The following is an 11,767-nucleotide window of genomic DNA, read 5'->3' as shown; positions in this document are numbered from 1 at the left end:
CTTGTGGTAGCCCTTGTCCTCGGCATGCAGGGCGGTCTCGGAGGCATGGGCGTGCCCGCCGTCAATGATGTGGTCTGGGATGGGGGGATTCGTCATGGGGTGTCCTTAATGGCTACTTGCTGAGGTTGGCGAGGCGTTCGGGGCTGAGGAGCTCCTGGAGCTGCGCGTCCGTGAGGAGGCCGTGTTCCAGGACCAGTTCGGCTACGCCCTTGCCTGTTGCGAGGGCTTCCTTGGCGATGGCGGTGGCGGTGGCGTAGCCCAGGTGGGGATTGAGGGCCGTGACCAGGCCGATGGACTGTTCCACCGTGCGGCGGAGGTGTTCGGTGTTGGCGGTGATGCCCCGGATGCAGCGGGCCGTAAGGGTGCGGCACGCGGCTTCCAGGTGGGAGATGCTCTTGTGGAGGCTGTGGACGATGATGGGTTCGAAGGCGTTGAGCTGGAGCTGCCCGGCTTCGGCGGCCATGGTGATGGTGACGTCATTTCCGATGACTTCGTAGGCCACCTGGCTGACCACTTCCGGGATCACCGGGTTGATCTTGCCGGGCATGATGGAGGAGCCGGACTGGACGGCCGGGAGGTTGATTTCGCCGAATCCGGCGCGGGGGCCGGAGGAGAGCAGGCGGAGGTCGTTGCAGATCTTGGACAGCTTCACGGCCACACGCTTGAGTACACCGGACAGGTGGACGAAGGCGCCCACGTCCTGGGTGGCTTCGATTAGGTCCGGCGCGGTCACCAGCGGCAGGCCGGTGACTTCCGCCAGGTGGCGGCATGCTGCTTCCGCATAGCCGGCGGGGGCATTCAGGCCGGTGCCGATGGCGGTGGCGCCAAGGTTGATCTCGTGAATTAGCAGTTCGGCCTCGGCGAGGCGCAGCCGGTCTTCGCCGATGGTGATGGCGTAGCTGCCGAATTCCTGGCCCAGGGTCATGGGGACCGCGTCCTGCAGCTGGGTGCGGCCCATCTTGACCACGGTGCGGAATTCCAGGGCCTTCGAGGCGCAGGCCTCTTCCAGTTCCGCCAGCGCGTCCAGCAGTTCCCGCGCAGCGAAGATGGTGCCCAGCTTGACCGCCGTGGGGTACACGTCGTTGGTGGACTGGCTGAGGTTGACGTGGTCATTGGGGTGGAGGCGGGCGTAGTCGCCCTTGGGGTGGCCCAGGATTTCGAGGGCGCGGTTGGCGATGACCTCGTTGGCGTTCATGTTTGACGACGTCCCGGCACCTCCCTGGATGACGTCCACCACGAACTGGTCGGCCAGCTGTCCGTCCAGGACATCCTGGCAGGCCTGCTCGATGGCGTCCGCGCGTTCGGCGTCCAGCAGGCCAAGTTCGCGGTTGGTGCGGGCGGCGGCCAGCTTGACCGCTGCCAGTCCGCGGACCAGGTGCATGTTGGACGAGAGCTTTTGGCCGGTGATGGGGAAGTTTTCCACGGCCCGGAGCGTGTGGACGCCCCAATAGGCGTGGGCGGGGATGTCACGGTCGCCGAGCAGGTCGTGTTCTGAGCGGCTCGGTGCTGGGGCGGTTGTCTCGACGGTGGTCATGTGTCCTTACGGGGCTTCGTTGACGGGTGTGGACAGGAAAGGTTCGGAGAGGAAGCCGGTGGCCTGCAGCAGGCCCACCTGGCGGCCTCCGCCGAGGACCGGGGCGGTTGCGAGGGCAGCCAGCGGAGCGGTGTCCACGCCCAGTGCCTCCAGCAGCTTGACGGTGGCCGGCATCCGGGCGCGGTCGCCGCCGTCGGAAATCTTCACGCCCACTGACCGGCCATCCGCCAGGCCCACCAGCTGGACGCCTTCAAAGCCGTCCTTCGCCACCGCGCCCGGAAGGAGGCGCATCAGTTCGGTGACGTCGCGGCCTTCGCCGGCCACCATCTCCGGGTGCTGCTGCATGGCGAGGCCGACGGCGGCTTCGGCACCGTGTGCACCAACGCCGGCGCAGTCCTCCGCGGCGGCGCGGGCAATCAGCCCGAAGGCGCGGGCCATGCCGGACAAGGTCAGGGCAAACAGCGGTGTTCCGCAGCCGTCGGTGCTGAGGCCGAGCGGCTCCTCCCCTGCCAGTTCGGTAACGGTCTCCGCAACCAGCCGCTGCAGCGGGTGCGACGGATCCAGGTAACCCTCGACGGGCCAGCCGTTGATGACGCACGTGGCTGCCATGGCAGCGTGCTTGCCGGAGCAGTTCTGGGTGAGCTGCGTGGAACGGCCCCCGGTGCGCAGCCATTCTTCGCGCTCGCTTGCGCCGTAGGGGAGATCCCTGCTGTTGCCGAAGTCGCTGACACTGAGCCCGTGCTGTTCGAGGATCCGCAGCGCTCCCTGGCGGTGCATTGCGCCGCCCGAGTGGCTCGCGGCGGCCAGGGCCAGGAGGTCTGCCGGGAGCTCGAGTCCGGCGCGGACCATGGCGACGGCCTGGAGCGGCTTGAGGGAGGACCGGGGGTAGAACGGCGCCGAGGGTGCGCCTGCCGCCGCTGCCATAGTGCCGTCCGCTTCGAGGGCGATGGCCGATCCGTAATGGATGCTTTCCACCAGTCCATCACGGGTGGCGGTGACCAGGGGAGCGTGCTGCGGAAGCAGCGCAGCAGCGTTGCGGGCAGCAGAAAGCACAGGGGAGGGCATGGATTCCTTGGGTGGGGTACTTGGTTGTGGCTAGTTGTTGAGGATGGAGTCGAGGGCCTGGCCCACGGCGTGGAGGTGGTAGGCCATTGCCTTGCGCGCCGCTTCCGGGGAGCCGGCCTCTATGGCGGCGAGGATCTCCTGGTGTTCCACGTCGGAGGCGTGCTGCCTGTCTGCCACCATGTTCAAGGTTTCGGACTGATGCGCCAGGGCTCCGCGGATGTCCGCCACCACGCTTGCGAACACCTTGTTTCCGCTGGCGCCGGCGATGGCCGCATGGAAGGTGGAGTCCAGGGCAACCCAGGATTCCGGATCTGTCTCGGTGGCCATGGCGGCCACCAGGTGGCGGAGGGTTTCCAGCTCCTCCTCGGTGCGCCGTTCGGCGGCCAGCCCGGCGGCAGGGACTTCGATGTGCGGCCTGGCTTCGGTCAGGTCGCGGGCGGAGTACTGGCCGAGCATGAGGTCGTTGGCCACCTTGTCCGCAACGACGAACGTCCCCTTCCCGGTCTTGGTGACAGTCAGGCCCAGCGCGGTGCAGGAGCGCAGGGCTTCGCGGATGACCGAGCGGCTTACCCCGTACTGCTGCGAGAGGCTGGCCTCGGAACTGAGCTTGCTGCCCACCGGAACAAGGCCGGACTCGATGTCCTGCCGGATCGCGTTGAACACCGCTTCGGCAGCGCTGAGCCGCGCAAGGGGTGCAGGCTGTCCTGCTGTCCGGCTGTCTGACAGGTTCACGCTTTAAATATGGCAGGGGTCACAGCGCGTGTCAATGTAGGGCCGCCGTCGCTGTTCTTTTTCTCTGCCCGGCCCGGTAGCCTCCTGCTATGGACGAATACTCGGAGGAACTCGTCAACCTTGCGTTCATGGCCCTGGATCACGCCATTGATTCGGTGGTCTCGTCCGGCACGGACCTGGTCCCGTTTGTCATCCGGGAGCATGGGGGACAGCGCAGCCTGCAGCGTTATCTTGTGGATGGCCAGCTTGAGGCAGGCGTTGCGGCCGCCCGGAAGTCGGTTTTGCAGGAACCGCTGCCAGATCGCGTCGCCCTTGCCTGGGACGGTTTCATGACAACGTCGGAGGGGCGGCAGGAGGCCGTCTTCGTTGAGTCCTACGAGCAGGGCACGCCCGCCGGGTTCATCATGGCGCAGCGGTACCAGCGGGCCGGATTCCTCAGGAAGAAGCGGGAATCGGTAGGCAATCCCGCCCTCGTGGAGAAGAACACCGCACCGCTCTTCTAGCGCTCGTCTATCTCAGGGGTGGGATCGGCACGCTCGTACCGGAAATGCTGTGTACGGGTGCCCTCTGGCCGGAGTAGGCTTCTGGTGACGACCAACCGGCACGTTCGTACCTGAGGAGGCTTCCCACGCGTTCCTTTTCCGAGCAGCTCGCCGCCGAGGTGCGCGCCCGGCGCACGTTCCTCCGCCTGACGCAGCAGGACCTCGCCGACATGGCAGGCGTCTCCGAGCGTTTCGTGCGCTTCGTGGAGCAGGGCAAGCCAAGCGTCCAGCTGGATTCCCTCGTTGTGCTCCTCGAAACCCTTGGGCTGGAGCTGCAGATCGCCACGCGCACCAGCCAAGCCGCACGTGCGGTCGCCGGTCCGGAGAGCAGCGCCGAGCAGTGAGGCACCGCATCGCGGACATCTACAAGGCCGGCCTGCTCGCTGCCCGGCTCGAAAGGCACGACGGCGGCACGCGGTTCAGCTACCTGCCCGCCTACCTCCAAGCCGGGGGACCCGCCGTCGCGACTTCCCTGCCGCTCACCAGCGAACCGGTGCTGTCCGCGGCAGGGGCCGCCCCGCCCTACTTCACTGGCCTGCTGCCCGAGGGCCGGCGCCTTAATGCGCTGCGGCGGTCCATCAAGACCAGCGCTGATGACGATCTCTCCCTGCTTATCGCGGCCGGCGCCAATCCTGTGGGTGATGTGCAAATCGTGGGCCACGGGGAGCCGCTGGATCCGGATGACCACGCGGTCCGGGTTGATCCAAAACAAGCCGTGGATTTCGACCAGCTGCTGGGCGACCCCGATCTGATCGACCCGGTGGCCCTGGCCGGCGTGCAGGACAAGCTCTCCGCCGGAATGATCTCGGTGCCGGTGGCCGGCGCCGGTCGCCAGTTCATCCTCAAACTCAACGCCCCCGAGTTCCCGCATGTGGTGGAGAACGAGCTGGTGATGTTTCGTTACGCGGCCAAGCTGAGGATTCCGCTGAGCCGCGTCCGGCTGATGCATGATGTTGCGGGCCGCCCGGGGCTGCTGGTGGAGCGCTTCGACCGCGTTCCCGTGCCCGGCGGCGGATCGGATGGGGTGCGGCGGCTGGCTGTCGAGGACGGCGCGCAGGTGCTGAAGCTCTATCCGGCGGACAAGTACAACGTCAGCTATTCGCAGGTCTGCCGTGCGCTCGCGGACCACTGCACGGCGCCTCTTCCGGCCCTCAGGAACCTTGCCATCCAGGGCGCCTACGCGTGGCTGACGGGAAACGGGGACCTGCATGCCAAGAACGTCTCAATGGTCCAGCTGCCTTCCGGCGAGTGGACCATCGCGCCCGTCTACGACATCCCCTCCACAGTGGTCTACGGCGACAAGACTCTGGCGCTGGCCATGAATGGCAAACGGACCGGGATTTCCCGCCGCCACTTCCTGGGCTGGGCGACGGAGCTCGGACTCACCGGGCGGACGGCTGCCCAAGTGCTGGAGATTGCCTTAAAGGCGTCAGGACCGCTTTTGGCGGACCTGGAATCCGGGACGGCTTTCCGCGGCCTGAACGGGGCCGGACAGAAGAATAACGACGACGGCGGCTCGCCGTTCCCGGACCTCGTCACCAGGGCGTGGGTCAAGGAGTTGAAGCACCGGAGAAGACTGCTGGAAGGCTGATCCGCGCTGCGGGCTGACCAGATGTGGCGCGGGGCCTGAGATCTCAGGAGCCGGACGCATGGTGGGGCCGGACAATGACGAAGACGGCCAGGGCCGCGGCTTGGATGACGGTCAGGGTAACGGCGAGGGCGAATATTGACCGTTCGTACAGAAGTCCGATGAGGACGCTCCCGGCCAGCCATGCGATGCCGTAGCAGGCGGTGAAGATACCGTAGGCACTGCCACGCCGTCCTGTAGGTGCCAGTTCGGAGACGGCTGCACGCATGGTGCTTTCCTGAACGCCCATGGCGGCTCCCCACATCAGCACACCCGCGACCGCCAGTGCGGTGTGGTTGCTGAAACCGAACCACGGGATGGCCGCTGCGAGAAGTGGGAGGGCGATGAGGACCTTCAAGCCGATTTTGTCGTAGAGCCAGCCGGATGCCAGAGCTGCCACGGCATCGACCGCCATGGCTACCGCATAGAGGACAGGCACCACGGCAGGCGGCAGGAGCCCGGTGGCTACGAGGTGGAATGACAGGAGCCCGAACGTTGCATAGCCGAACATAGTCAGGCTGCTGAATGCTGCGTACATCCAGAATTGCCGGGGAATCCTGGACGACGCCTGGGGAGTCGCCACTGCCGGACCCGGGGTGGCTGATCCCGAGTGGCTGACGGAGCCGTCGGGGGGCTGGTGTTGTTCATAGAGGGACGGGTCAGGGACGCGTTTACTGAGCCAGACGAGGAGCAGCATTGCTGCCACTCCCGGAAGAGCAAGCAGGAGGAACCCCGGGCCGTAGCTGCCGGAGAGCGAGAAGGCCACACCGATCAGGAGCGGGCCGAGGAAGGCTCCCGCCTGGTCGAGGGCTTCGTGGAAAGCAAAGGTCTTGCCGCGGCCCAGCCGGGTGCCGGCTTCCGCGAGCATGGTGTCCTTTGCCGGGCTCCGCACGGCTTTGCCCAGGCGCTCCATCAGGACGAGCAGGCAGGCAATCCACAAGGTGCTGGTGATCCCCAGAAGGGGCACCGAGAGCGCGGTGAGTCCGTAGCCCGTGAGCGCCAATGCCCACCTTAGCCGGGGCCGGTCCGCCAAGCGTCCGAAGACCGGGCGTAGAACCAGGGCGACTGCCTCACCGGCGCCCGTGATGACACTGATCAGGAGGGCCGAGGCGCCAAGCGCGCCCAGGAAGGGGCCAGTGACGCTCCTGGCACCTTCGTAGACCATGTCCATCAGAGCGCTGACAACGCCGAAGACCAGAATGAAGCGGAAGGCCGTCAGCGGCGGTCCCGCCACCCTCCGGCTGCCGGCGTTGCCGGTGGTGCTCTTCACGCTGGGAGGCCTGGTCGTGTCAGGTCCTGAATCATTCATGGCGAGCGTCGGCGAGGACTCTCTGGACCTGCCAGGCTAGAGGTGCTGGATCCCGGCCCGTTGCATGGCGTCCTTGTAAACATCCACGTTCTTGGCCAGGAGCTCTTCCTGTTTCGTTTCGGAAACGGCGAAGGCCCGTCCTCCCAAGGCGGTGGCCTTGTATATCTTGATGCCGCTGTTTTTCAGGGACTGGTGGTAGGTCTTCTCGAAGAGGGTGAGGAAGGTCGAGGCATCGGTACCGTGGGCGATGATTGCCGAGACCCGGGAGTTGATCTTCAGGAACTGCCGGAACGGGCGCAGACCGTCCGTTTTCTCCTGCACATTCAGGGCGGAGGGCATGTCCGGGTCGCGGACCCAGGGATAGGCGTTCCACGGCATCACATAGCGGGGATCGAGTTCCGCCAGTTCATAGATCTGGGTGGCGCGGCGGGCGGCCTCGTCGTCGTTGTAATGCGAGACGAAGCCGGACTCGGTGCCCTTCCCGGGGCTGACCTGCAGGCTGACAATCCGGCACTCATCCTCGTCATGCACAGGGTCGATATAGGGGACGACAGACCCTGGCTTCTTTTCCATCAGTTCATCGCACAGCTGCGTGACCTTGGCAATGTTCGGTTCCTGTAGCAGGGCCTTTTTCTCGTCCCAATCAATCGTCACGATTTCTCCCTCAGCAGCAAGGCGTCCAGAATCAGGCGTCTTATGCCACTCTACGCTTCCGGGCTGAAGGGTGGGCAGGGGAAGTTCTCTCTCCCTTGTGCGCGGAGCACGCTAACGAAGGCATTTCCGGTGATCCTTAGCGTGCTTTGTCCTCACGCCGTCAGGGATTGCCCGTGACGGGCGAGCCTGGCTGCTTTGGCCCGTCGGCGGTGTTTTCGGCGATGGCGCCACGGCAGCCCGTCAAGTGCCGGCCCGGATGCCGGCCTCGCGCTCACTTGCGTGCCAACTGTTGCGGTGTGGGCCAGTGCTGTGTCAGTAGGGGGTGTATTAGCCGGGGCGGTGCCCGGCAGCGGCGGCGCTGTGGAGTGGTAGGTGTGGCCGGTGGGGGTTTGGAGTTCCACTGTGTGACGCTGTCCAGGTTTGGTGGTTGGTGTGGCGGTCCAGCCGGGTGTTTCCTTGGTGTGGTTGCAGGTTTCGCAGAGGCCTTGGCCGTTGGTGCTGGTGGTGGGTCCGTCCTGGTGCCAGGGGATGATGTGGTCGTGGTGGCGGATCGGGGCGTCGCAGTAGGGGGTGCGGCAGGTGTTGTCGCGGATCTGGAGGAAGCGGCGGATCCCGGGCGGGAAGAGCCGGGCTTTGGAGTCCATGGCCAGGAGGTCCCCGGCGCCGGGGGTGGTGTAGAGCCGGCGGAGCCAGACCCGATATTGGGCATCGTCCGCGCCGCTGGCAGTCTTGGTTGCCGGGCGTGCTGATCCTGAAGCCAGAGATCCGGCACCCGTGAATCTTGGACCAGCCGCTCCAAGGCCCGCTAACTTCGAGCCTGCCGCCGCGCCGAGGACGGTTTTCCGGGCCCAGTGGGCGGGGACGGTGCCGTAGCCGGTGAGGCGGGCGGGTTCGCTGTCGCCCTGGAGGAGGGTGCGGTCGGTCATGACGAGCTGGACTTCGATGCCGCTGATCCCGGCCGGGGTGCCGGTGACGCGTTCAACGAGTTCATCGGCCATGATCGCGCCCCGGGACCGGGCATCCCCAGCGGACTTCACCGTGTCCGCGTGGTGGGTCAGGGCCGCATAGGCGGCGACGCCCTGGCTGACCGGGAGGAGTGCGGTCATGTAGGTCATGGTGTCAGGCGCCGGCCGCAGGCTGACGCAGCGGTCCGTGACGGCGCGGGAAGCGCGTTTAGCCACCGAGTGGGGGTCGCGCCGGTACGCGGCGGCGCGGACGGCGGCGGTGATGGCCCGGTCCCCGGCGCCGACCAGGGCGCCGGTGTCCGCGGCGATCTCCTCGTCCACGGCGCACCGGTCTGCGGCGGAAAGGCAGGCCGTTTCCTTCACGATGAGGGTGGCGCGCCATTCGTTCAGCTGCCCGGACCGCAAAGCGGCCAGGGTGCGGGGCATCTCGGTGGCCAGGGCCTTCGCCAGGCCCAGGAGCCTCGCGCCGCGGGCAGGGGGCTCCCGCCGCGCCAACGCAATTTCCGCCGCCACCCCGGTACCCTGTTCAGCGGCCGGGACACCGGCGGCGGCCTGCTCCCGGCGCCGGGTGAGGTCGAAAGCCGCGGCGATTTCGGCCTGCTTCGCGGCAGCCGCAGATTTCAGGTCCTCGAGTCCGCGGAGCTGGTCGATCATACCCGGGCCGCCAACGGCGGGACGGACGGCAGCCAACGCGCGGAAGGCATCGGCAACACAAGGCCGCGCAAGGCCACCCGCCTCCAGCCCCGCAGCTGCCTCCAGCCCTGCTTTCGCCGCCAGGCCCGTTGCCGCTGTCGTCGCCGCTTCCATAGACAAATTCTTCCAGCAGGGTGGGACAAAATCCGGTCCGCCGGCGCGTATGTGGATAACCAAGGCAAGCCCCGCAAGCCGTACGGGCACAGGCCGTGCTGTTGAATGAGGATATGGAGTTCACCAAGAAGGGCCTGAAAGCGGAGGGCTTCGCCGGCTTCCGGCCAATCGGCGCGCTCGATGCCATGCGGATCCCCCAGGGAACCGGGCTCTTCGCCGTGCTGGCACCGGAAGGGTTCCAACCCCGCTTCCTCCAGAAAAGCACCGCCGGCGTCTTCAAGAAGAAGGACCCGTCGCTCCCCGAAGCAGCCCTGGCCGCCGCATGGGTGGACACCGCCGCGGCTCTTTACCTGGGCAAAGCCGGCCCCGGCAGTAAAGGCAACCGCGGCCTCAGGAGGCAAATCCAGGAGTTCCTGGACTTCGGGCAGGGCAAGCCGCCGGGGCACTGGGACGGCCGCCTGGTCTGGCAGCTCGCAGACGCCGAAAAGCTGGTCATCGCCTGGAAGGAACTCCCCGCGGAGCAGCTCACCACGGCCGAGGCGGACTATCACTCAGCCTTTGTTGACGTGTACGGCAGGTTGCCCTTCGCAAACCTCGTGAGGGTCCGTGCCAAAGGTTAGAAGGACCCGGAACTAAGCCAACCCGCCGTCGTAGGTAAAACGTCCGGCAAGCATCGTGGCCGCCACCGGCATCGCGGCGAACTCCCCGTCCGGCACAGTCAGCGGATCCCCGTCCAGGAGCACCAGGTCAGCGGCGTCGCCAACACACACACGCGAGCGGCCCCGGGCGGAAGCCAGGAGGGCCTCCTCCCGCGTGATGGCTTCCTCCGGATGCCAGGGCCCGCGCCCGTCGCTGCGTGCCCGCAGGACAGCGGCGGACATCGCCAACCACGGTTCGAGCGGCGCCACCGGTGCATCCGAACCCAGCAGCAGCGAAGCCCCGGCATCGAGCAGTGACCGCAGCGGAAAGGCCCGGTCCGTCCGCCCGGCCCAGTTGGAATCCGCGGCGTCCCGGTCATCCAGTGCGTGGACCGGCTGGACGCTGGCCGCCACCCCCAGCGGCCCGAAACGCGCAAAGTCCTCCCGGCGGACGAACTGGGCGTGCTCGATCCGGCCGCCAACACCTGCACTTTCAAAAGCATCAAGGGCCACCTGGTTGGCCGCATCCCCGATGGCGTGGACGGCGGGAACAAACCCCGTGTCCCGCGCCCGCCCCAGCAACGCCGCCAGCTCGCCAGCACTCACTGTCAGCAGCCCGCACCCGCCGAAAGGGTAAGGATCCACGCAAAAGGCAGTCCGGGTGTTAAGGGAACCGTCAATGAGCACCTTAAGCGGTCCCACCCTCAGCAACCCGCCGCCGCCGTCGACCTCCTGCCCCGTCCGCATGCCTTCGGCCACGGCACGCTCAAGGTCTGCCGGATAGACACCAGCCTCCACCCGCAAAGCGTCAAACCCGCCGGCGATGCGCCGCAGCCACGGGTCCCGGTTCCACGTCATCTCAAAATCCACCACGCCCACCACGCCGCGGGCAGCAGCCGCCCGGGCGGCGTCACGGACCCAGCCATCCAGGACACCGTCCGGCAGCCGCCCCAGTTCCCGGGTCAGGGCAAAGGCAGGCTCCTCGCGCAGCAAACCAGAAGCCTCAACCCGCACTCCATACCGGCTGGCCGCGGCCGAGTTGAGCCATACGCTGTGCAGGTCGTGGCTGACCAGCGCCGTCGGCCGGCTGCCGGTGGCGGAATCCAGCAGAGCCAGGGAAGGCGCGTCCGGCCACAGCGCGTCCCGGAAGCCGACGCCGACGGCGGTCACCGACGGGTCGGCTCCGGGCAAGAAGGAACGGACGACGGCGGCAGCTTCCCGGGCGGTTCCGGCAGCCGAGAGGTCAATACGGTTGGCGTGCAGCGCCCACTGGGTCATGTGGACGTGCTCATCCCACAGCCCCGGAATCAGGTGGCGGCCTTCCGCATCAATCACGGGGGCGGCGGAGGGGAATTCCGCAGCAGCCCCGATCCGACTCACGCGGCCGCGGCTGATATGCACGCTGACGGGAGCATCGTCCCCCGGTATCCGCACGTTCTCCAGGACAAGGTCGCTCATGCGGAACCGCGGAGCCGTTCCATCTCACGGCGGTCCTTCTTTGTGGGCCTGCCCGCACCCCGGTCGCGCTGTGGCAGGCCAAGTGCCGGGGCAACCGGTCGCGGCGGCGTGTGGTCGGTGAAACAGTGGGAGGCCGCCTCGGCACCAACACGCTTGGCAATCAGCCGGCGCACTTCAAGGATGCGGTCGTAGCCGGGCATCCGCACCGTCACGGTGTCGCCCGTGACCAGCGTCGCGGACGCCTTGGCCGGGCTGCCGTTCAGGCGGACATGGCCGGCGCGGCAGGCGGCGGTGGCGGCAGAGCGGGTCTTGTAGGCGCGGATGGCCCACAGCCACGCATCAATGCGGACACTGGCAGGGGAGGAAGGAAGGCTGGTCATGGCTGGCACCGAGTATAGCCGCGGCTCCATGGCGCAGAGGCCAGGCCGGCCAAACG

General features: G+C 67.2%; 12 protein-coding genes. 4 read left to right on the top strand and 8 right to left on the bottom strand.

The features are described 5' to 3' along the window. Positions 1–112: 112 nt before the first annotated feature. From PV768_RS20235 to PV768_RS20225, 3 genes are read right to left on the bottom strand one after another with little or no spacing between them, the layout of a single operon-like run. A complete protein-coding gene (locus tag PV768_RS20235) occupies positions 113–1,534 on the bottom strand; it encodes an aspartate ammonia-lyase (protein ID WP_421094019.1) in 1,422 nt (473 codons plus the stop codon). A 6-nt stretch (positions 1,535–1,540) separates the two neighbouring features. Continuing rightward, a complete protein-coding gene (locus PV768_RS20230; protein ID WP_421094018.1) occupies positions 1,541–2,599 on the bottom strand; it encodes an asparaginase in 1,059 nt (352 codons plus the stop codon). A 30-nt stretch (positions 2,600–2,629) separates the two neighbouring features. Then, positions 2,630–3,331 (bottom strand): FadR/GntR family transcriptional regulator, encoded by a 702-nt coding sequence (locus PV768_RS20225; protein ID WP_321214728.1) that lies wholly within the window; start codon positions 3,329–3,331, stop codon positions 2,630–2,632. An 89-nt stretch (positions 3,332–3,420) separates the two neighbouring features. On the opposite strand from PV768_RS20225, the gene PV768_RS20220 reads away from it, so the two are divergent. The 3 genes from PV768_RS20220 to PV768_RS20210 all read left to right on the top strand — a co-directional run bounded on the left by PV768_RS20220 (position 3,421) and on the right by PV768_RS20210 (position 5,464). After that, positions 3,421–3,834, top strand: a complete 414-nt coding sequence (locus PV768_RS20220; RefSeq protein WP_323058242.1) for a hypothetical protein — start codon at positions 3,421–3,423, stop codon at positions 3,832–3,834. Positions 3,835–3,944: 110 nt separating this feature from the next. Next, positions 3,945–4,217, top strand: coding sequence for a helix-turn-helix transcriptional regulator (locus tag PV768_RS20215; RefSeq protein ID WP_323058247.1), 273 nt, complete (start codon positions 3,945–3,947; stop codon positions 4,215–4,217). Further along, positions 4,214–5,464: a type II toxin-antitoxin system HipA family toxin gene (locus tag PV768_RS20210; RefSeq protein ID WP_421094017.1), complete on the top strand. Its 1,251-nt coding sequence runs from the start codon at positions 4,214–4,216 to the stop codon at positions 5,462–5,464. The genes PV768_RS20215 and PV768_RS20210 overlap by 4 nt, the downstream gene beginning before the upstream one ends. A 43-nt stretch (positions 5,465–5,507) precedes the next feature. Here the strand turns inward: PV768_RS20210 and PV768_RS20205 are convergent, their stop codons facing one another. The 3 genes from PV768_RS20205 to PV768_RS20195 all read right to left on the bottom strand — a co-directional run bounded on the left by PV768_RS20205 (position 5,508) and on the right by PV768_RS20195 (position 9,235). Continuing rightward, positions 5,508–6,770 carry an MFS transporter gene (locus PV768_RS20205; protein WP_421094016.1) on the bottom strand — a complete coding sequence of 421 codons (1,263 nt, stop codon included), beginning with the start codon at positions 6,768–6,770 and terminating at the stop codon, positions 5,508–5,510. A 75-nt stretch (positions 6,771–6,845) separates the two neighbouring features. After that, entirely contained in the window at positions 6,846–7,463 is a 618-nt protein-coding gene (locus PV768_RS20200) for a uracil-DNA glycosylase (protein ID WP_323058239.1), read from the bottom strand. 152 nt (positions 7,464–7,615) lie between these two features. Next, positions 7,616–9,235, bottom strand: a complete 1,620-nt coding sequence (locus PV768_RS20195) for an HNH endonuclease (protein ID WP_421094015.1) — start codon at positions 9,233–9,235, stop codon at positions 7,616–7,618. A 113-nt stretch (positions 9,236–9,348) separates the two neighbouring features. On the opposite strand from PV768_RS20195, the gene PV768_RS20190 reads away from it, so the two are divergent. Next, positions 9,349–9,855, top strand: coding sequence for a hypothetical protein (locus PV768_RS20190; protein WP_421094014.1), 507 nt, complete (start codon positions 9,349–9,351; stop codon positions 9,853–9,855). A 12-nt stretch (positions 9,856–9,867) separates the two neighbouring features. On the opposite strand, the gene PV768_RS20185 is transcribed toward PV768_RS20190, so the two are convergent. Together PV768_RS20185 and PV768_RS20180 are read right to left on the bottom strand one after the other, a co-directional pair. Next, a complete protein-coding gene (locus PV768_RS20185) occupies positions 9,868–11,331 on the bottom strand; it encodes an amidohydrolase (protein ID WP_421094013.1) in 1,464 nt (487 codons plus the stop codon). Then, the gene (locus PV768_RS20180) at positions 11,328–11,711 is read right to left on the bottom strand and encodes an RNA-binding S4 domain-containing protein (RefSeq protein WP_421094012.1); all 384 of its coding nucleotides are present in this window, start codon (positions 11,709–11,711) and stop codon (positions 11,328–11,330) included. Before PV768_RS20180 ends, PV768_RS20185 begins: the two co-directional genes overlap by 4 nt. Between the last annotated feature and the right edge of the window lie 56 nt (positions 11,712–11,767).

This window comes from Pseudarthrobacter sp. CC4 (genome assembly GCF_048957775.1).
Classification (GTDB): domain Bacteria; phylum Actinomycetota; class Actinomycetes; order Actinomycetales; family Micrococcaceae; genus Arthrobacter.
This window is presented reverse-complemented; position numbering and strand designations above follow the sequence as displayed.